The 20,566-nt window shown below is 47.2% G+C and carries 17 protein-coding genes; 8 read left to right on the top strand and 9 right to left on the bottom strand.

The features are described from left to right. Positions 1 to 68: 68 nt before the first annotated feature. The 3 genes from LX59_RS13185 to LX59_RS13195 form a co-directional block, all read right to left on the bottom strand. A complete protein-coding gene (locus LX59_RS13185; RefSeq protein ID WP_425457497.1) occupies positions 69 to 1,184 on the bottom strand; it encodes a sensor histidine kinase in 1,116 nt (371 codons plus the stop codon). Continuing rightward, the gene (locus LX59_RS13190; protein WP_144572565.1) at positions 1,181 to 1,951 is read right to left on the bottom strand and encodes a response regulator; all 771 of its coding nucleotides are present in this window, start codon (positions 1,949 to 1,951) and stop codon (positions 1,181 to 1,183) included. The genes LX59_RS13185 and LX59_RS13190 overlap by 4 nt, the downstream gene beginning before the upstream one ends. Before the next feature lie 90 nt (positions 1,952 to 2,041). Continuing rightward, entirely contained in the window at positions 2,042 to 2,836 is a 795-nt protein-coding gene (locus LX59_RS13195) for an AraC family transcriptional regulator (protein ID WP_144572567.1), read from the bottom strand. 82 nt (positions 2,837 to 2,918) lie between these two features. Between LX59_RS13195 and LX59_RS13200 the strand changes: the two genes are divergently transcribed. Further along, entirely contained in the window at positions 2,919 to 3,884 is a 966-nt protein-coding gene (locus LX59_RS13200; protein ID WP_144572569.1) for a bile acid:sodium symporter family protein, read from the top strand. Between the two features lie 348 nt (positions 3,885 to 4,232). On the opposite strand, the gene LX59_RS16185 is transcribed toward LX59_RS13200, so the two are convergent. Beyond that, positions 4,233 to 4,403: a helix-turn-helix domain-containing protein gene (locus tag LX59_RS16185; RefSeq protein ID WP_425457499.1), complete on the bottom strand. Its 171-nt coding sequence runs from the start codon at positions 4,401 to 4,403 to the stop codon at positions 4,233 to 4,235. A 186-nt stretch (positions 4,404 to 4,589) separates the two neighbouring features. Here LX59_RS16185 and LX59_RS16090 point away from each other — a divergent pair, with 186 nt between their 5' ends. Next, positions 4,590 to 5,375 (top strand): CatB-related O-acetyltransferase, encoded by a 786-nt coding sequence (locus LX59_RS16090; protein WP_281284850.1) that lies wholly within the window; start codon positions 4,590 to 4,592, stop codon positions 5,373 to 5,375. Between the two features lie 92 nt (positions 5,376 to 5,467). Here the strand turns inward: LX59_RS16090 and uvrA are convergent, their stop codons facing one another. Next, positions 5,468 to 8,296: an excinuclease ABC subunit UvrA gene (gene uvrA, locus LX59_RS13215; RefSeq protein ID WP_144572572.1), complete on the bottom strand. Its 2,829-nt coding sequence runs from the start codon at positions 8,294 to 8,296 to the stop codon at positions 5,468 to 5,470. A gap of 135 nt (positions 8,297 to 8,431) precedes the next feature. Here uvrA and LX59_RS13220 point away from each other — a divergent pair, with 135 nt between their 5' ends. Beyond that, positions 8,432 to 9,802 (top strand): MFS transporter, encoded by a 1,371-nt coding sequence (locus tag LX59_RS13220; protein ID WP_144572574.1) that lies wholly within the window; start codon positions 8,432 to 8,434, stop codon positions 9,800 to 9,802. A 71-nt stretch (positions 9,803 to 9,873) separates the two neighbouring features. Here LX59_RS13220 and gyrB read toward each other — a convergent pair whose 3' ends face one another. From gyrB to dnaA, 4 genes are all read right to left on the bottom strand, one after another. Then, complete coding sequence (gene gyrB, locus LX59_RS13225) at positions 9,874 to 12,291, bottom strand: DNA topoisomerase (ATP-hydrolyzing) subunit B (protein ID WP_144572576.1); 2,418 nt, start codon at positions 12,289 to 12,291, stop codon at positions 9,874 to 9,876. Between the two features lie 23 nt (positions 12,292 to 12,314). Next, entirely contained in the window at positions 12,315 to 13,439 is a 1,125-nt protein-coding gene (gene recF, locus LX59_RS13230; RefSeq protein ID WP_144572578.1) for a DNA replication/repair protein RecF, read from the bottom strand. Positions 13,440 to 13,470: 31 nt separating this feature from the next. After that, a complete protein-coding gene (dnaN, locus tag LX59_RS13235) occupies positions 13,471 to 14,580 on the bottom strand; it encodes a DNA polymerase III subunit beta (RefSeq protein WP_144572579.1) in 1,110 nt (369 codons plus the stop codon). Positions 14,581 to 14,645: 65 nt separating this feature from the next. Continuing rightward, the gene (dnaA, locus tag LX59_RS13240; RefSeq protein WP_425457498.1) at positions 14,646 to 16,223 is read right to left on the bottom strand and encodes a chromosomal replication initiator protein DnaA; all 1,578 of its coding nucleotides are present in this window, start codon (positions 16,221 to 16,223) and stop codon (positions 14,646 to 14,648) included. A 459-nt stretch (positions 16,224 to 16,682) separates the two neighbouring features. Between dnaA and rpmH the strand changes: the two genes are divergently transcribed. The 5 genes from rpmH to mnmE all read left to right on the top strand — a co-directional run bounded on the left by rpmH (position 16,683) and on the right by mnmE (position 20,558). Then, the gene (gene rpmH, locus LX59_RS13245) at positions 16,683 to 16,817 is read left to right on the top strand and encodes a 50S ribosomal protein L34 (RefSeq protein WP_144572581.1); all 135 of its coding nucleotides are present in this window, start codon (positions 16,683 to 16,685) and stop codon (positions 16,815 to 16,817) included. 23 nt (positions 16,818 to 16,840) lie between these two features. Further along, entirely contained in the window at positions 16,841 to 17,224 is a 384-nt protein-coding gene (gene rnpA / locus LX59_RS13250; protein WP_144572584.1) for a ribonuclease P protein component, read from the top strand. Then, the gene (gene yidD, locus LX59_RS13255) at positions 17,217 to 17,465 is read left to right on the top strand and encodes a membrane protein insertion efficiency factor YidD (protein WP_144572670.1); all 249 of its coding nucleotides are present in this window, start codon (positions 17,217 to 17,219) and stop codon (positions 17,463 to 17,465) included. Before rnpA ends, yidD begins: the two co-directional genes overlap by 8 nt. Positions 17,466 to 17,468: 3 nt before the next feature. Then, on the top strand, positions 17,469 to 19,124 hold the full coding sequence (yidC, locus tag LX59_RS13260) for a membrane protein insertase YidC (RefSeq protein WP_144572587.1): 1,656 nt from the start codon (positions 17,469 to 17,471) through the stop codon (positions 19,122 to 19,124). 66 nt (positions 19,125 to 19,190) lie between these two features. After that, complete coding sequence (gene mnmE, locus LX59_RS13265; protein ID WP_144572590.1) at positions 19,191 to 20,558, top strand: tRNA uridine-5-carboxymethylaminomethyl(34) synthesis GTPase MnmE; 1,368 nt, start codon at positions 19,191 to 19,193, stop codon at positions 20,556 to 20,558. Positions 20,559 to 20,566 lie beyond the last annotated feature (8 nt).

Consider the following 20,566-nt stretch of genomic DNA (forward strand, 5'->3'; position numbering starts at 1 on the left):
CATCCGGCCCCTCTGTATCAAGAATGCTGTAACTTTGTATCCAAAGGCTTACACAATGCAGCGCTTAATCACTGGGACAGGCGCGGTAAACACAGCACGGCCGTTAAACCACCGCCCGGCGTATCCTCTAACATTAGGCTACCTCCTTGGCGCACCACAGTTTCCCGAGCAATGGTCAAACCTAGGCCCGTTCCCCCAAAATCCTTATTACGGGAACGATCCAAACGGTAAAAGGGTTCAAATACGGCTTCGCGCTGATCGGCAGGAATCCCAGGGCCATGATCACAGACGCGAATCTCTAGCTGAGCCTTCTGATCTCGCAACTCAATACGGACTTGCCCAGCATAACGCAGTGCATTGTTCAGCAAATTGCTTACACAAGAACGCAGGGCGAGGGGTTGAACCCACAGAGGCTGACAATGCCCGATCACCTGTGCATCAGCACCATGCTCTTGTGCATTTTCTACCAGAGACTCCACCAGCGCCTGTATATCGAGGTATTGGCGGGATTCTGTTGCAGACTGGGCATGCATATACGACAGGGTGGAATCCAAAAGCACCATCATTTCATCCAAATCCTGCCCCAAACGCTGACGAGTTTGACCATCTTCTAAGTGCTCTAAACGCAACTTCATGCGGGCTACGGGGGTGCGTAAATCGTGGGATACAGCAGTCAACATACCGCTACGCAGGCGTATTTGCTCATTAATGCGCCTCTGCATACGGTTAAAGGTACGGGCGGCCTGTACCAGCTCATCAGGCCCTTGCTCACTAAGAGCTGGACTGTCTAAGTCTGTACTTAGGCGCTCTGCTGCTGCTGATAGCTGACGGATTGGGCGAGTCAGTTGCCGCGCTCCAAACCATGCCGCTATTACGGAGGCAATGAGCTGTAATATGAACAAAACCTGTGGCCCTTCAAAAATAGAGGGAGGCGGTGGCGGCAATTGCTGCCCTGGAGGGGGATGATCATCAAATAAAAAAGGCGGCGGTTCTGGCCTATCAGGGTCAAAGTCAAATTCAGGGCGCTCAGACATCCAGTCTGGGCCTAAAGGGGGCGGCTCTCTTCGTACAGGCTGCTCAGCATAATAGTGAAACCAGATATAACCCAGCACATGCGCCAGTAGGATGGCAAATACAAACAATCCAAACAATTGGGTAAACAGACTATGGCGTACTCGTATCATTCAATACACCGTACATCAAACAAATACCCCTCACCCCGAATGGTTTTCAACAAACGGGGCGCACGGGACGGATCTTGAAGTTTTTGGCGCAGACGAGATACCAATAAATCAATACTGCGATCGAACGCCTCAATGGTGCGGCCACGCGCAGCATCCAGCAGTTGTTCACGATTTAACACGCGTCCCGGTCGCTCCAAAAATACCCACAGCAAACGAAACTCGGCATTGGACAAGGGCACTAACAAGCCTTCAGGAGAACGCAGTTGACGCAATACACTGTCCAGTTGCCAACCGTCAAAGTGCTTAACTGCATGGGGTGTTGCAGGGCGTGCCCCCGTTACTCCGCTATCTAGCCCTGTACGCCGCAAAATACTTTGAATCCGCGCTACTAACTCACGAGGCTCAAAGGGCTTGATCATGTAATCATCGGCTCCTAATTCTAATCCAATGATCCGATCTGCCGCTTCACAACGGGCCGTCAACATGAGGATGGGAATATCGGACTTAGCCCTTAACCAACGGCATAGGGACAAGCCATCCTCACCGGGCAACATTAAATCCAAGACCACAATACTGACTCGCTCCTCCGCGAGTAGATGGCGCATTTCTTGACCTGAACGCGCGGCTAAAGGCTCCATACCAAAGCGTTTGAGGTAATCACACAACAACTCACGCAAGGATTGATCATCGTCCACAATCAAAGGGCGAATACAGAGCGGCTGAGCAGATTCTGGGGAGTAGTCTTTATCAAGGTCAAAATGGGACATAGTAGGAATCCACAACTCACTGATGACAGGATACTTGGCTTCAAGCCAGTCTGATCAGCTCAGACACTTCAACAGGCTTAGGATTCAACCTCAGACCTGACGTATAAAAACGCCCGGTGTACAGCCGTAAAGCTGGCTAAACGCTGCAATAAAAGCTGAGGTGGAGTTATAGCCACAGGCCAATGCAACCTCGGTCACGGACAGCCCCTGCTCCAAATGCGTCAAGGCCGTTAACAAGCGCAGACGCTGCCGCCAAGCTCGAAAGTTTAATCCCGTTTCCCGTACAAAAAGACGGCTTAGGGTCTTCTCAGAACAGCCCATGTGGCTAGCCCAATACTTTAATGCTGTGTTGTTGTCTGGCTCCTCGTGCAGATGCTGGCACAGCGGCTGAAGTCTGGCCTCCTCTGGCCAAGGTAGCGATAGTTCCACCTTAGGAGCTTGCTCCAATTGATCCAAAAGCACCTGTGCTAAACGACCATCGGCGCTGTCCTGTGCATACTCCACCGGCAACTCACCAAAACGGCGGATCAGCTCACGGGTTAAGGGTGTCACTACCAAAACCCGGCATTGGTTGTCGGCCCAAGTACAGACCTTCGACTCCAGATACAGGCTGCGCATCTCGGTGTGGCCTTGGCTGAGCACGGCATGTTCTACCCCGGCAGGAATCCAAATAGCCCGCTGGGGCGGAGCAACAAAACGATTATTAGCCGTTTGCACTACCAGTACACCCCGAATGGCGTAGGACAACTGCACCCAAGGGTGACTGTGGGGAATTGTGGTCGTGGGTTCAGGCATAAACTCAATACGGGCATATACAGGACGCGGGAGGCTTTTTAGAGCAGGCACGGGCAATTGCCGAACTAAGATTTGTCTGTTAATCGACATAAATGGGGATTATCCCGTTAGTAAGAAACATTCAGTCAGCGTAGGCTTCTCTCCCATTGATACGCAATTCGATGGAGATCCTATGGCCCATTTTCGCTTGATTCCTGACCCCTTTACGTTGTCGATGCTTGGAGTGGTCGCCCTTGCCTCCCTTATCCCCGCCCGAGGCGAAGCCGCGGTCATCGTGGGTTGGATCACGAACCTAGCGATTGCACTGCTGTTTTTTCTGCATGGGGCCAAGCTGTCGCGGGCAGCGGTTGTAGCGGGGGCTGCTCACTGGCGCTTACATGCCTTGGTATTTAGTTGCACTTTTATCCTGTTTCCCCTACTAGGATGGGCATTGCGTCCCCTCCTAACGCCTTGGGTCGGCCCTGAGCTGTATCTGGGCATACTCTATCTATGTACCTTGCCAGCGACGGTACAATCCTCCATTGCCTTTACTTCATTGGCACGTGGGAATGTAGCCGCCGCCATATGCAGCGCCGCCGCCTCCAGTCTGATCGGTATTTTTCTAACCCCTTTGCTGGTCACACTGTTGCTGGACGTACATGGAGAAGGCAGCTCCATGTTGGATGCTATCGGCAAAATCACGTTGCAGTTACTGGTGCCTTTTTTAGCCGGCCAGTTAGCTCGGCAATGGATTGGCCACTGGGTAGATCGGAATAAATCTTGGCTAAAATACGTCGATCAGTCCTCCATCTTGCTGGTAGTTTATCTGGCTTTCAGTGAGGCGATTGTAGGCGGGCTGTGGAATAACCTTCCTCTGAGTGGCTTATTAGGATTGATTTTAGCCTGCAGCTTCTTACTGACATTGGCACTAGGAGCAACCGCCCTGCTCGCTAAAGTATTTGGTTTTAATCTGGAAGACCGTATCACTATTTTATTTTGCGGCTCGAAGAAGAGTTTGGCCACCGGCGTACCTATGGCCCAAGTTCTGTTTGCGGGCAGCTCTTTAGGGATGCTGATTTTACCCATTATGCTGTTCCACCAAATTCAGTTGATGGTGTGTGCTGTATTGGCTCAGCGTTACTCACATCGAGCTGATTAGAGCCGCATCCGTTAGAAAATGTTTTCGCCCGAAAGTCTATAGGGCGGGCGGACGTTGCCTTTGTACTGGATTTGGCGCATCAACTCGCCCCAACTGGCATCGGCATATGGCTTTGCTCAGTTTAGCGAGGAATTGATTCGACGCAGACCACTTGGCTCTCGTTAATCAGTCTGCGGGACAGCAGAACCGCCTTCCCCATTCCCCTCCCTTGGAGGGGAATATTATCGGCCGACTGCCGATGTTTCCTGCTTTTGAACACCGAATACTTCGTGCGGCCTGCAAAGAAGTTCTTGAAGGCGGCCTTGCGGGTGGCGAAGACACTGTTGCAAGGGACGCAGGAAACCTTATTCAGCCACGAAAACTCACCAGAGCGCTTGATTCGGGTGAGTTCCGTATTGGCGTGCAGATACCCGACCTTCTCCTGCCTCTGATAAAAGGCATTCTCCGCCAGTGCAGAATATGGTTATAAACGAAGCGCGTACAGCCAAACGTCTGGGCCAACAATTGAGCCTGAGCCACTGTAAAGATAGCCAATTAATTGGAGGAAGCGAGAACAGGGGCCACTGGCTTGGCAGCGCTATCCCTCCCCGCTGAAGTACAGAGCCTCTTGCGCAAATACGATGAAAAACTTCTACGAAGTGTAATAGCATACGTGGAAGGATGCGGGAGTTATTCAATACCATCTTGAAAATACGAAGGAATATCGTGGCAATTACTTACCCCTTTAAGTTTACATACACAGAAGACATTGAGCGCTTTTTCTACGAAAAACAGATTTTTCTGGCGCATATCCAGAAAATATCCGGTGTTTTTAAGATGGGCGAACAGCTAACAATACCAGGAAAGATCTTAGTTGAACCTTACTCGACAATGCCTGCGCGTAGCTTTATCAGCAGTGGAGCATTTTCGTATTGCTTCTCAAGACTTGGGCCACGAGTTTCTGTTGGTCGCTATTGCAGCATAGCTGTGGGATGTAAAATCATGGGGATCGACCATCCGACATCAACCATTAGCACGCATATCTTCGCCTTCAGACCACACTTTGCCAATGCAATCAAAAGAGACTTTGGCCAAGCGCCTGAGCCCGTACCTTTCAAGGATAAACCGCTGCTTGCCAGCATCGGCAACGATGTTTGGATCGGACAAGATGTTCTGATCAGACAGGGTGTGCGCATTGGCGATGGAGCCGTTATCGGTGGTGGTTCCGTTGTTACCCGAGATGTTCCTGCATTCGCTATTGTTGCTGGATCACCTGCCCAAATAATTCGCTACCGTTTTGAAGATAAAGTCATTGATCGCATCCGGTCTGTGGCTTGGTGGCAATACCATGTTTCTGACTTTCATGGCCTCCCCGTAGATGACCCACTACGTTTCGTTAATGAGCTGCAAGAGCGTGCATGGCGAGGAGAGGTAATGCCTTATCGGCCAGAAATCATCGACTTGGCTCAAGCTATCTCCGAGATAGTAGAAAAGTCTCGCCAAGCAGATTAAGAACAGTCTGGATACCAATATATTTAAGCCTCCCCAAAGAGCCGCCTTCATTCAAGCGGCTCCCTCCAGTAATTTCAAATAGGAGTTTTAGGCTAACCTAACGCCAATGCTTTTTTCAAAAACCGGCCGGTATGTGAATGCTCCAATACCGCTACTTGCTCCGGTGTTCCAGTAGCGATGATTTGTCCGCCGCCGGAGCCTCCTTCTGGGCCGAGATCCACAATCCAATCGGCAGTTTTGACCACGTCCAGATTGTGTTCAATCACCACCACTGTATTGCCATGATCCCGCAGGCGATGCAACACATCTAAAAGTTGCTGAATATCCGCAAAATGCAGGCCGGTAGTGGGCTCATCCAAGATATACAAGGTCTGTCCCGTATCACGTTTGGACAACTCGCGGGATAACTTGACTCGCTGAGCCTCACCGCCGGATAAGGTAGTAGCGCTCTGACCCAAACGAATATAGGCCAAACCGACATCAATCAGGGTTTGTAGCTTGCGTGCTACGGCAGGAATGGCATCGAAGAAGAGGCGCGCTTCCTCAATAGTCATTTCCAGCACTTCATGGATATTTTTACCCTTGTATTTGATATCGAGGGTTTCACGGTTGTAACGCTGACCTCTGCACACATCGCAGGGTACATAGATGTCGGGCAAAAAGTGCATTTCTACCTTGACTACTCCATCGCCTTGGCAAGCCTCACAACGTCCCCCTTTGACGTTAAAGGAAAAACGTCCCGGCCCATAGCCACGCGCTCGCGATTCTGGAACACCGGCAAACAGCTCACGAATCGGCGTGAATAGCCCGGTATAGGTGGCCGGATTGGAGCGCGGGGTACGACCAATAGGACTTTGGTCAATATCCACCACCTTATCTAAATGATCTAAACCCTCAATACGTTTATAAGGCGCAACCTCCAGCTCAGAGGCGCGATTCAAAGCCCGTGCGGCAATGGGATATAGGGTGTCGTTAATCAGGGTAGATTTACCCGAGCCGGAAACTCCTGTGACACAGGTCAATAGCCCTAAGGGAATTTCTAAATCCACGCGCTTGAGGTTGTTGCCACAGGCTCCGATCAGACGGAGCAGTTTTTCAGGATTTCGGGGCGTACGCTGTTCAGGGTAGATAATGCGTTTGGCTCCAGAAAGGTACTGGCCGGTCAGCGACTGGGGATTGGCCATGATTTCCCCCGGGCTACCTTGGGCTACTATCTGCCCACCATGCACCCCTGCGCCGGGGCCAATATCTAACACATGATCAGCCAAGCGAATCGCGTCTTCATCGTGCTCCACTACAATCACGGTATTACCTAGATCGCGTAGGTGAGTCAAGGTCGATAATAGGCGCTCATTGTCACGTTGGTGCAGACCAATGGAGGGCTCATCCAGAATGTACATCACTCCAACCAAACCAGCACCGATCTGGCTAGCCAACCGAATACGCTGTGCTTCACCACCGGAAAGGGTTTCGGCACTGCGATCAAGGGTCAGATAATTCAGCCCCACATTCACCAAGAACTGCAAACGAGCACTGATTTCAGTGAGGATTTTGCTGGCAATTTCCCCTTTACGTCCGCTTAAAGCCAAGCTAGCGAAATACTGACAGGCTTCACCAATCGGTAATGCAGTGACGGCAGGCAAGGTTTTTTCTCCCACCCAAACATGGCGTGCTTCGCGGCGCAGGCGTGTACCTCGGCAATCTGGGCAATGTTGGGTGCTGAGCAGCTTGGATAATTCCTCACGCACACTTTGGGATTCGGTTTCGCGGTAACGGCGCTCCAAGTTAGGAATGATGCCTTCAAAGGGATGGCTGCGTAGGATGGAGTCGCCGCGATCATTCAGGTAGTGGAACTCAATCACTTCTCGCCCGGAACCGTGCAAAATCACTTTACGGTGAGCGGCGGATAGACTGTCAAAGGGTGCGTATAAATTGAATCCGTAATGACTGGCCAAAGAGCTCAGCATCTGAAAGTAATAGCTGTTGCGCTCATCCCAACCACGAATGGCTTCTTGGGCTAAACTGCGCTCGCCATGTACAAGGCGTTTAACGTCAAAAAACTGTTTCACTCCCAAACCATCGCAAGTGGGGCAAGCACCGGCTGGGTTGTTGAAGGAAAACAGCTTGGGCTCCAACTCGCTGATGGCATGACCACAGACTGGACAAGCAAAGCGCGCCGAAAACAGGATAAGCTCGCCTTCTTCGCCCTCCATCGGAATCACTTGTGCCAATCCATCGGATAGACGCAGTGCCGTTTCAAAAGACTCAGCTAAGCGTTGTTGCAAATCAGAGCGTACCTTAAAGCGATCCACCACCGCGTCGATGGAGTGCTTTTTCTGTTTATCCAGTGCTGGAACTTCGTCCAACTCATACAGCACACCATCTATACGCACCCGCACAAAACCCTGAGCACGCAGATCAGCTAAGACGTTCAGGTGTTCGCCTTTGCGCTCACGGATTACCGGAGCCAGCAGCATTAAACGACGCCCCTCCGGCAAGGCTAATACCTGATCCACCATTTGGGTGACGGTTTGCGCTTCCAGCGGTAGGTCATGATCCGGGCAACGTGGTGTTCCCACACGGGCATACAGCAAGCGCAGATAATCGTAAATTTCGGTGATAGTACCCACGGTGGAGCGTGGGTTGTGGGAGGTGGATTTTTGTTCGATGGAAATAGCAGGTGATAAACCTTCGATGCTGTCTACATCGGGCTTTTCCATCATGGATAAAAATTGGCGCGCATAAGCGGAGAGGGACTCCACATAACGGCGCTGGCCTTCGGCATACAGAGTGTCAAAAGCTAACGAAGATTTCCCAGAACCCGAAAGCCCGGTAATCACAATCAGCCGATCACGAGGCAAGCTCAGGTCGATGTTTTTCAGGTTATGGGTTCGCGCCCCACGAATCAGGATCTTATCCACGGCCACCTCTGAATACCGACAAAGGAGTCGAGTATAGAGATAGAGTCTCTGGGTTTCACCTCGTCTAGGCTGCCCTGTGCCGACTCTGGGGAGACTGGTAAAATCGCCAGCAATCTATTCCCTATGAGGTTGCACATGCAGGATTCTTTTGTCGATCGCATGAACACGACGGAAATCCGTGCCACAGCAGGACTATCGCTGGTATTTGCCTTCCGCATGCTAGGCATGTTTATGGTATTGCCGGTATTAGCGACCTATGGCTTGGAACTGCAAGGAGCAACGCCCGCATTAATCGGATTAGCCATTGGAGCTTATGGTTTAACTCAGGCTGTATTTCAAATTCCTTGTGGCATACTCTCAGATCGGATTGGCCGTTTGCCGATTATCTACGCCGGATTGATTATTTTTGCCCTTGGTGCTGTGGTTTCGGCCTGCTCTGAATCCATCTGGGGCGTTATTGCCGGACGTATTTTACAGGGTGCGGGCGCTATCTCGGCGGCCATCATGGCATTGCTATCGGACTTAACCCGGGAACAACACCGCACCCGAGCAATGGCAGCCATGGGTTTAAGCATCGGTTTATCCTTTGCGGCGGCGATGATTTTGGGGCCTTTATTAACCCATGCCTTTGGTCTTTCGGGGTTGTTCTGGGCCACTATGCTGATGGCCCTTTTAGGCTTAATCATCATCCGCTTTATGCCTAAAACACAAAAACACGAACACCGCGAAACCGTAATCAATCGTGAGCTACTGGGGAAAACCCTCAAAAATCCCGACTTACTGCGGATCAATCTCGGAATCTTTGCCCTACACGCCGTACTGATGGCCAGCTTTGTCGCTTTGCCTCTTGCCTTAGTAGAGCAAGGCGGGCTTTCTCGCGAACACCATTGGCTGGTTTACTTGGGTACTTTGGTGCTGGGCTTTATCAGCATGGTACCCTTTATTATCTACGGCGAGAAAAAGCGCCAAATGAAGCGCGTACTCCTAGGAGCGATTAGCCTACTCTTATTCTGTGAAGTGTTTTTCTGGTTATTTGCGCACAGCCTATGGCTGCTGATATTCGGCATGTTGTTGTTTTTCACTACCTTCAATTTATTAGAGGCTTCGCTGCCCTCACTGATCAGCAAGGTATCCCCCGCCGGAAGCAAAGGCACTGCGATGGGCATTTATGCCACCAGCCAATTTCTAGGGGCAGCCCTTGGCGGAATTTTAGGCGGATGGTTGTACCAACAGAGCGGAGCTGAGGCAGTCTTTCTTCTATGTACGGGAGTGAGTGCCTTCTGGCTATATCAAGCGCGCAGTATGACAGAACCACCCTACGTCACCAGCGCCCGTTTCGAACTCCCAGAACAGCAAACTAACCTCCAAAACATCAGCGTACAACTGCTGAGTTTACCGGGAGTGACCGAGGTATCCATCGTAGAACAAGAGTCTGCTTTATACGTTAAGTTCGACAGCCATCAAGTAAGCTGGAGCCAATTACAGGCAACCCTACACCGCTCATAAGGCAGACCCTTAATTAATAAAAAAGGCCAATCTTTTAGATCGGCCTTTTTTATTAGCACACTCTATTTCAATCAGAAATCCAAGTTGGATACAGCCAAAGCATTGGCTTCAATAAACTCACGCCGTGGCTCTACGGCATCGCCCATTAAAGTGTTAAATAACTGATCTGCTCGAATCGCATCCTCAACAGTTACTTTCAGCATTCTGCGCACGCTAGGATCCATTGTGGTCTCCCAGAGTTGATCTGGGTTCATCTCTCCCAAACCTTTATAACGCTGAATGCTGTGACGTTTTGTGGTCTCTGCCATTAACCACTGTAGGGCTTCTTTGAAGGAGCTTACTGGCTTTTTACGTTCTCCGCGCTGTACATAGGCTCCATCCTCCAGCAGATTAGACAGTTGCTCTCCCAAAGTAACGACTGCTCGATAATCATTACTCATGAAGAAATCACGATTAAAACAAATGTAGCTGGATAAGCCATGTGCCTGAATTTGGACTTCAGGTAACCATAAGCCGCGCTCTGAATCCTCGCGTAAGCTGACAGTATAGGATTGTCCCGACTTTTCAGCCTCTTTCAGAGCCGCTTGGAAAGCTTCAATCCAGACAGCCATTTCGAGCTGATTGCCCAAGTGCTCAATCGACAGTTTAGGCAGATAGATCAAATGCTCAGTCAATTCCTGAGGATACAAGCGCGACAGACGAGACAGCACTTTGGATACAGAACGGTATTCTTGAACCAACCGCTCCAATCCCAGACCTTTAATGGGATGAGCACCTTCGTGTACATACAAATTAGCCTCTTCCAAAGCGGACTGAGTCATGTAGTCTTCCATAGCCTCATCGTCTTTAATGTACTGCTCCTGCTTACCTTTCTTCACTTTATACAAGGGTGGTTGGGCAATATATATATGGCCACGTTCAATCAATTCGGGCAATTGGCGGAAGAAGAAAGTTAGCAACAGCGTCCGAATGTGAGAGCCATCCACATCCGCGTCGGTCATGATAATGATGTTGTGATAACGTAGTTTTTCTATGTTGTACTCGTCACGACCGATCCCACACCCTAAGGCAGTAATCAGCGTTCCCACTTCTTGAGAGGATAGCATCTTATCAAAGCGAGCTTTTTCGACATTCAGGATTTTACCCTTCAAAGGCAGAATCGCTTGGGTTCTCCGATTACGCCCTTGTTTTGCAGAACCGCCCGCTGAATCCCCTTCCACAATGTAAAGCTCAGACAGTGCGGGGTCTTTCTCCTGACAATCAGCTAACTTACCTGGCAATCCCGCAATGTCTAAAGCACCTTTACGCCGAGTCATCTCGCGGGCCTTACGGGCAGCTTCTCGGGCTCTGGCCGCATCCAGCATTTTCCCCACTACAGCCTTTGCCTCCGCAGGACGCTCTAACAAGAACTCAGCAAAGTATTTGCCCATTTCCTGCTCTACTGCGGTTTTAACTTCAGAGGAAACCAACTTATCTTTAGTCTGGGAGCTGAATTTGGGGTCAGGCACCTTAACCGAGATGATAGCTGTCAGACCTTCACGGGCATCATCCCCCGTGGTTGAAATTTTAAACTTTTTCGCTAAACCTTCTTGCTCAATGTAGGTATTCAAATTACGGGTCAAGGCGGATCGAAAACCTGCTAAGTGTGTACCGCCATCACGCTGGGGAATGTTATTAGTAAAACATAGAATATGTTCGTTAAATCCATCATTCCATTGCAAAGCTACTTCAACACCCACACCATCGTTACGCTGTACGTTAAAGTGAAAAACCTGATTGACGATAGTCTTATTGGTATTCAGGTATTCCACAAAAGCGCGCAGTCCACCTTCGTACTTAAACAGCTCTTCTTTTCCTGAGCGCTCATCCCTCAGTAATATGCCAACCCCTGAATTCAAAAAGGAGAGCTCACGCAAACGCTTGGCTAAGATATCCCAGCTAAAGTGAATATTTTTGAAGGTCTCTGGGGAGGGCTTAAAACGGATCTCAGTACCCGAGGTATCGGTCTCACCAATAGCAGATAAGGGAGCGGCGGGGACACCATGCTGATAAAGCTGCTCCCATACTTTTCCATCACGACGTACTGTCAGCAGCAACTCTTCTGACAGTGCATTTACTACCGAAACCCCAACACCGTGTAGACCACCTGAGACCTTGTAAGAGTTATCGTCAAACTTACCGCCCGCATGAAGTACGGTCATAATTACTTCAGCAGCCGATACTCCTTCCTCCTTATGAATATCAACGGGAATACCACGCCCATTATCTCTGACGGTAATACTCTCATCGACATGAATCGTAATCAGAATCTCAGAACAATATCCCGCTAAGGCTTCATCAATCGAGTTATCAACCACCTCAAAGACCATGTGATGCAAACCGGTACCATCGTCAGTGTCACCAATGTACATACCGGGGCGTTTACGAACAGCATCTAGGCCTTTAAGTACCTTGATACTGGAGGAATCGTAGATATGAATTTCACTCATGTTTAACTCCAGGACTCCAGGAATCATGGCTGTTGGCTGATATAGCCTTGTTTCACGTGAAACTTTGAAAGAGAGGCTGTATCCATCCAACAATTTTTCAATGAAGTTGGATCGATACAGGTAATAAATACTTGGCACTTTAATTGCTCAAGCAATTGGCATATAGCTTTTTGATGATAAGAATCCAGCTCAGAGGGTAAGTCATCAATTAAATAAATACAGCGCTTGTTGGCGGCTGCTTCATCCTGCTTGGCTCTCAACAAATAGCCTTGAGCAATTCGCAACGCACTGATGATTAATTTTTGCTGCCCTCGCGATATGATGTCTACCGCGTCGTACACACCTGACATACGAATGCGCAGATCAGCCCGCTGAGGGCCTGCTTGAGTATAGCCAGCCATTCGATCCCTCTGTATTGAAGACTCTAATACAGTTTGCAATGAACGGTCTTTATCCCAACCTTGGTAATATGATAATTGCAAATCTTTGAGGTCGATTAAATGAGCTAACACTTGTTCAAAAACAGGCCGAAATACTTCGAGGTAGTTTTTACGATAAGTATCCACCTCTAAGCTTGCCAAAGAAAATTCGTGATTCCAAACCTCTTGCTGAGATCTGTCCAGTGTAGCATGTCGAAGCCAAGAGTTCCGCTGATGTAAGGCGCGTTGCATTCTCTTCCAAGCCTGAAAAAAACGAGGCTCAGAATGGAATACGCCCCAATCCAAAAATTGACGACGTGCTTTGGGGCCGCCCTCCAAAAAACGAAAGCTATCAGGATTGATCAACTGCAGTGGCATGGTTTCAGCCAATGCAGAAGCAGTTTGCACATTCTGCCCATTAATACGGATTGATAATTCGCCTGTCCTTTTGCGTGACAATCCCAAAGTCACCTTTGCCTTTGTATCATCTAAATCCTCTTCACGAGAGAGTTCGCCAAATACAATATATTCTGACTGATGGTAAGCGATAGGAGTATCCATCCGTCCTGTCCGAAAGGAACGTCCTAAGCCCAACAGAAAAATAGCTTCTAGCAAGCTGGTTTTTCCGCTGCCATTCAAACCGTAGAAAACATTAACTTGGGAAAGATTAGAAAGAGTCACCGGATGTAAATTTCTAATTCCGGTGACTGAGAACCGATTCAGGAACATTATCTATATCTAATTTGATGTCCAGTTTTATTTACAAACGCATCGGCATAATGACATATGAAGAATCATCATTATCTAATTCTTGTATCAGAGCACTGCTATTAGCGTCAGAAAAAATTAAACGAACTTTTTCTGTTGACATAACAGCCAATACATCTAAAAGATACCCTACATTAAAGCTAATTTCGAGAGTAGAGCCAGAATACTCCACTACTAACTCTTCTTCGGCCTCTTCCTGATCTGGATTATTTGCCTGAACTTTAAGAAGATTAGCATCCAATAATAGGCGCACTCCACGATATTTTTCATTAGATAAAATTGCAGCTCGGCTTAAAGCCTCTCGCAAAGCCTGCCGATTAGCAATAACTAATTTATCTCCACCACGAGGCACAACACGCTCATAATCAGGAAATTTCCCATCAACTAACTTTGAAGTGAAAGTAAAGTCTCCCACAGTAGCTCGTACATGATGTTGTCCCAGTATAATTTTAACCTCACTGGTTTGATCATTTAATAAACGAACTAGCTCCAAAATTCCTTTACGCGGAACAATAACCTGATGAGCATTTAAAGAGTCTTTTATTTCAGTAGTAAGAGAACATAAGGCTAAGCGATGTCCATCAGTTGTTACTGCACGCAATCTGTTTGCTTGAACTTCTAATAACATTCCATTCAAATAATAGCGCACATCTTGCTGAGCCATAGCAAAACTAGTTTGCTCAATTAAGCGCCGTAATAACCCCTGGGGCAAATAAAAGTTTAATGGATCTTGTATTTCCTCAACATTAGGGAAATCTGTTGCTGGCAATGTTGATAAACTAAAACGGCTACGTCCTGACTTAAGTATTAACTTATTATCATCCAACTTAATATCGATAAAAGACTCACTAGGAAGACTTTTACAAATATCCATCAATTTTTTAGCCGGTACCGTAATTTCTCCTTCTGACATACTAGGGTCGGCTAAAGGAACATGCGCAACAAGCTCCACCTCAAGATCAGTTCCAGTCAAAGACAGGTATTGCCCATTAATAACAATTAATACATTTGATAATACTGGTAGTGTTTGGCGACGCTCTACAACTCCGGCTACTAATTGCAGAGGCTTTAATAAGGATTCGCGCTGAATAGTAAAGTGCATAAGAGGATTCTCTGCTTGCTCAAAATCTTAGGCAGAGAGGATAACGAAAGACTTACGTCTTTTCATCAAGTACTCAGAAGTTTCAGTAGATTTCTATAATCTGCTGCAATTTCTGCATCAACTTCGCGCAATTCACTAATTTTTCGGCATGCATGCAATACTGTTGTATGATCACGCCCTCCAAATGCCTGACCGATTTCCGGAAGACTATGTGAAGTTAAATCTTTTGCTAAAGCCATAGCTACTTGTCTGGGCCTAGCAATAGAACGCATACGACGCTTTGATAATAAATCTAGTATCTTAACCTTATAATAGTCAGAGACAATACGCTGTATATTATCAATATTTACTAGCTTCTCTTGTAAGGCCAATAAATCCTTTAAAGATTCACGTATTAAATCCAAAGTAATATCACAGCCCATAAAGTTAGCATGAGCTATTACCCGCTTTAATGCACCCTCTAACTCTCGAACATTAGAGCGAATTCGCTGAGCAATAAAGAATGCTGCCTCGTAGGAAAGAGGGGAATTAATCTGCGCTGCTTTATTCATCAAAATAGCTACTCGAGTTTCCAACTCAGGAGGCTCAATAGCTACTGTTAATCCCCAACCAAAACGTGATTTTAAACGCTCTTCTAATCCATCAATTTCTTTGGGATATCGGTCACTGGTTAAAATAACTTGCTGTCCAGACTCTAACAACGTATTAAAAGTATAGAAAAACTCCTCTTGAGATCGTTCTTTTCTGGAAAAGAACTGAATATCATCAATTAACAAAGCATCGATGGAACGATAAAAACGCTTAAAATCATTAATTGCATTAAGCTGCAATGCTTTTACCATATCGGCAACGAACCGTTCAGAGTGTAAATAAACTACTCTAATACCCGGTGTTTTCCTAATGAGATAATTACCCACAGCATGCATTAAGTGGGTTTTTCCAAGACCAACTCCACCATAAAGAAACAATGGGTTATAAGAATTTCCAGGATTTTCAGCAACTTGCCAAGCAGCTGCCCGAGCCAATTGATTCGATTTTCCTTCTACGAAGTTATCAAAAGTAAACATACTATTTAAATAACTTACATGCTTCATCGCACTATCAACCGGCGTATTCCGTTCAGAATGATTATGCGTTATAGCATTAGGACGAACCACCAAAGCAGGAGCATTATTATTATATAAGACCCGAGGGCTTGATACAGGAGGAGATATTGGTGATACCGCTCTTTTAGGCAATTCAAGAGTAGTTATTAGTTTTGATGGAGCATCTTCTTGAATCTGAACCTTTCTTTCTGGAACAACATTAGAATTAAGATTAACACTCGACGTAATTTTAGGCGTTAAATCAGCCTTTAGTTTTAAACCTGAATTTTTACTACCAATACGCAAGGATACTACCGGCGGTAATACTGATTGCGATTGCTCAGCCAACAAATCATTTAAACGCGTTAAATATTTTTCACTAACCCAATCCAAAACAAAGCGATTTGGAGCATAAACACATAACTCACCAGAATCCACATCCACCTGAAGTGGACGAATCCAAGTATTGAATTGTTGCGCGGGCAGTTCATCACGTAATAGGCCCAAGCAACGCTGCCAAAGTTCTAGCAGGGGAGTAGCTTCAAATTTAGAGCGCAAGGTTTAACCCCAACCAGCAGTTCGAATTGCTAACGGTGGAAATAAAAATCGGGCCGAATACGGCCAAACAACCTATAAGCATCTGCGATTACAGCCAGAATAGCAAGAAAAAGATTTTTTCTTCTGTGGATAACCCTGTTGAAAACTTATGTATATCTATTTTTATGCAAAAATTGTGCTGGATTATTTTGCACAGGATTCACACAGGAAATTAACAGGTTTATCAACAGATGATTTTCCATCTAATTCAATTAGATAACCCTAGTTATCCACAGAAATACAGGCCCTCTATAATAATAAAAAAACTAAAATCAAAAGCTTATTGTCTAGGATGAAATTTTTTTTCCCGCACACAAAGAGAGCAGAGAAAAATTGACTCTTGAAAAAAAATTAACTAGTATGGGGGGCTTATTTAAGTACACCTAAAACTCAGACCCATAGAAATCCCCAGGTACTCCTATGAAGCGTACTTTTCAACCTAGCGTCCTAAAACGCGCCCGCACTCACGGTTTCCGTGCTCGTATGGCTACTAAAAACGGCCGCCAAGTGTTGTCCCGCCGTAGAGCCAAAGGCCGTAAGCGTCTGACCGTTTAATACTTCCTCAGAGCATGGTAAGTGTGAATCGAGGTTTTGGTCGAGAAAAACGCTTACTTTCTCCTCAACATTTCAAGAGAGTCTTCGATTCTCCAGTTGAAAGGGTGTCAGGAGGGCAAATTCTTTTACTAATCCATCCTAATGGCCTAAACCACCCTCGTTTAGGGCTTGTCGTTAGTAAAAAGAACGTCCGCCTTTCCGTTGAAAGGAATCGCATCAAACGTCAATTACGGGAATCTTTCCGCTGTCATCAGACTCAATTAGGCAGCTGGGATATCGTCGCTATCGCTAGGAAAGGCATAGCAGATAAAGAAAATGCTCAGCTTGCCAAACTGTTTAGTAAACTCTGGAGACGTATCAGCAGCATAGATCCAGCGGGGCATCCTTCCTCCCATGAAAATACGTAAATTTGCTCTAGCTGCTATACGATTCTACCAGTATGCCATCAGCCCTTTGATGGCTAATCACTGCCGATTTTACCCTAGCTGTTCTTGTTACACCCATCAAGCCATAGAGCAATACGGCCTATTAAAAGGCGGTTGGCTAAGCTTAAAACGTATTTTTCGGTGTAATCCTTGGAATGCTGGTGGCTATGATCCTATTCCAGCAAAAAAAAGTGCTAAACACCCATTACCAACGGCCGATTAAACCATGGATATCAAGCGTACTGCCCTATTTGTTGCCCTTGCAGTCGTCTCCTATCTGATGATTTTGCAGTGGAACCAAGATTATGGTCAGCAACCATTGCCTCCTCAGTCTCAAGCAGCAACACATAACTCAGGAGCCGTTATAGCCGACAGCGCTATACCTAGCACAAATGCCCATGACATTCCGCACCTCAGTCAAAACGCAGAAAGTATTCCTAGTACAAGTACTACAGGCGGTTTAATACAGGTACAAACAGATGTGTTGAGCTTAGCAATTGACCCTCAAGGAGGCGATATTGTTGACTTACGGTTACCACAGTATCCTTTGCGTCAAGATAGGGCGGATATCCCCTTCCAACTGTTTGAGCGTAGCTCTAGTCGTCTCTATGAGGCACAAAGCGGCTTAATAGGTGATGGCCCAGATCGCCCATCAGGTCGCCCCTTGTATGCGACCTCAGCTACCCAATATCAATTAGCTGAAAACCAGAACCAATTGGTTGTGGATCTAACCTACTCTGCTGATGGAATAAACTACGTTAAGCGTTTTACGCTAACTCGGGGCAGTTATGCATTAAAGGTCGATTATTTAATTGACAATCAGAGTGACAAACCTTGGGTAGGTCATCTTTTTGCACAATTAAAACGAGATGCGAGTGGTGATCCATCTTCAACAACAGCAACAGGAACTGCAACTTATCTGGGTGCTGCTCTTTGGACTAATGATGAACCCTACCATAAAGTCTCCATGGGAGACATGAATGATGGTAGTTTGAAAAAAACCGTTCAAGGTGGTTGGATAGCTTGGTTACAACACTACTTTGTAACTGCTTGGATACCAAATAAAGAAAGTCTAAACCAAGTACAAACGCGTAAAGACAGTCAAGGTAACTACATTATCGGTTTTACGGGAAATGCGATTAATGTAGCTTCTGGCACTCAGGGTCAAGTTGGAGCAACTTTGTATGCAGGCCCTAAACTACAAAATGAGCTCCAAGCGTTATCTCCTGGTTTGGAGTTAACCGTTGATTACGGTTTTCTCTGGTTCTTAGCTCAGCCTATTTTTTGGTTACTACAATTAATTCATAGTCTATTGGGTAACTGGGGTTGGTCGATCATTGTGTTAACCTTGATCATTAAACTGATCTTCTTCCCCTTGTCCGCAACCAGCTATAAATCCATGGCTAAGATGCGGACTGTGACACCCAAGTTACAAGCTTTAAAAGAGCAGCATGGCGATGATCGGCAGAAGATGTCTCAAGCTATGATGGAGTTATATCGGAAGGAAAAAATCAACCCGTTGGGTGGATGCCTGCCGATTTTAGTACAGATGCCCGTCTTCTTAGCCTTGTACTGGGTTTTACTAGAAAGTGTTGAAATGCGCCAAGCGCCTTGGTTGGGTTGGATTACGGATCTTTCTATTAAGGATCCTTACTTCATTCTGCCTTTGATCATGGGCGGCACTATGTTCATCCAGCAGATGCTTAACCCAACGCCTCCCGATCCCATGCAGGCGAAGATTTTGAAATTAATGCCCATTATTTTCACCTTCTTCTTCCTGTGGTTCCCGGCAGGTTTGGTTCTGTACTGGGTGGTGAACAACGTTCTGTCTATTGCCCAGCAGTGGTACATCACGCGGCAGATTGAGCAATCGGCCCTCTAATTTGTTTGTTTAAATGCGCTAACGCCCCTTTTAGGGGCGTTTTGCTTTGTGATTCTGGAGGCTAGTATGCAGCTAGACCAAGATACCATCGCCGCCGTAGCTACCGCCCAAGGCTATGGTGGGATTGGGGTCATTCGTTTATCTGGGCCTCAGGCAAAGAGCATTGCAGTGGCTATTGCAGGCTTTGAGCCTAAGCCACGGCAGGCCCATTACTGTTCCTTTCTAGCAGAGACCACTGAAGTTTTAGATCAGGGATTATTGCTCTTTTTCCCCAATCCTCACTCCTTTACGGGAGAAGACGTTTTAGAGCTACAGGGGCATGGTGGCCCGGTTATTTTAGATATGCTGCTGCAACGCTGTTTAGAGCTAGGAGCACGCCAAGCTCGACCGGGTGAGTTTAGTGAGCGGGCTTTTTTAAACGGCAAACTCGACTTGGCTCAAGCAGAAGCCATTGCAGATTTAATTGAAGCCAGTTCAAAACAAGCGGCGCGTAATGCCGTGCAATCCTTACAAGGTGCTTTTTCGCGTCAGGTACACCTGTTGGTTGAGCAACTGATTCAACTACGCATGTACGTTGAGGGAGCTATTGATTTCCCTGAGGAGGAAATCGACTTTTTAAACGATGGCCAAATCCTCGGACGGCTTGAACATTTGGAGCAAGACTTAGATCAGTTGTTGCAGCAAGCCGGACAGGGAGCACTTCTGCGTGATGGAATGACGATTGCCATTGCTGGTCGACCTAATGCGGGAAAGTCCAGTCTGTTGAATGCGTTGGCACGGCGGGATGTGGCCATTGTGACGGAGATAGCGGGAACAACGCGTGATGTGTTGCATGAGCGCATTCAGATTGAGGGAATGCCTCTACATATTCTGGACACAGCGGGCCTTAGAGTCACCCAAGATCGGGTCGAGCAAATTGGGATTCAAAGGGCCGTATCTGCAATACAAGAGGCTGACAGAATTCTTTTAGTCGTGGACTCCTCCAAAGAGGCTGACGCGGATTTACATGAGCTCTGGCGTGAGTTTTTCGACCAAGATCCTGACCCTAAACGTATTACCCTCATCCGCAACAAGGTAGATCTTTCAGGGGAGCCAGAAGGTCTTGAGTTGAATGAGGCAGGCTATACCATCCTACGCATGGCTGCCCGAGATTCTGTGGGTATTGATACCCTTTGCCAGCATCTGAAGGCCTGTATGGGGTATCAGCCCGGACTAGAAATGGGATTCAGCGCCCGAAGACGTCATTTGGAAGCTTTGAGACGTGCAGCAACCTTACTCCAACAGGGGCGAGAACACCTACTCTACACTGAGGCCGGCGAGCTATTAGCCGAGGATTTACGCTTGACACAGCAGATTTTGGGAGAAATTACGGGTTCATTCAGCTCCGACGAGCTACTAGGGCGAATTTTTTCCAGTTTCTGTATTGGTAAGTGAGCTTCATC

The sequence above is a fragment of the Azomonas agilis genome, assembly GCF_007830255.1.
GTDB lineage: Bacteria > Pseudomonadota > Gammaproteobacteria > Pseudomonadales > Pseudomonadaceae > Azomonas > Azomonas agilis.

What these genes read in the sequence shown, in the direction of transcription:
- LX59_RS13190 (WP_144572565.1), bottom strand. Translation starts at nt 1,951, where the DNA reads ATGTCCCATTTTGACCTTGATAAAGACTACTCCCCAGAATCTGCTCAG.
- mnmE (WP_144572590.1), top strand. Translation starts at nt 19,191, where the DNA reads ATGCAGCTAGACCAAGATACCATCGCCGCCGTAGCTACCGCCCAAGGC.
- rpmH (WP_144572581.1), top strand. Translation starts at nt 16,683, where the DNA reads ATGAAGCGTACTTTTCAACCTAGCGTCCTAAAACGCGCCCGCACTCAC.
- LX59_RS13195 (WP_144572567.1), bottom strand. Translation starts at nt 2,836, where the DNA reads ATGTCGATTAACAGACAAATCTTAGTTCGGCAATTGCCCGTGCCTGCT.
- LX59_RS13200 (WP_144572569.1), top strand. Translation starts at nt 2,919, where the DNA reads ATGGCCCATTTTCGCTTGATTCCTGACCCCTTTACGTTGTCGATGCTT.
- dnaN (WP_144572579.1), bottom strand. Translation starts at nt 14,580, where the DNA reads ATGCACTTTACTATTCAGCGCGAATCCTTATTAAAGCCTCTGCAATTA.
- LX59_RS13185 (WP_425457497.1), bottom strand. Translation starts at nt 1,184, where the DNA reads ATGATACGAGTACGCCATAGTCTGTTTACCCAATTGTTTGGATTGTTT.
- recF (WP_144572578.1), bottom strand. Translation starts at nt 13,439, where the DNA reads ATGTTCCTGAATCGGTTCTCAGTCACCGGAATTAGAAATTTACATCCG.
- LX59_RS13220 (WP_144572574.1), top strand. Translation starts at nt 8,432, where the DNA reads ATGCAGGATTCTTTTGTCGATCGCATGAACACGACGGAAATCCGTGCC.
- gyrB (WP_144572576.1), bottom strand. Translation starts at nt 12,291, where the DNA reads ATGAGTGAAATTCATATCTACGATTCCTCCAGTATCAAGGTACTTAAA.
- yidC (WP_144572587.1), top strand. Translation starts at nt 17,469, where the DNA reads ATGGATATCAAGCGTACTGCCCTATTTGTTGCCCTTGCAGTCGTCTCC.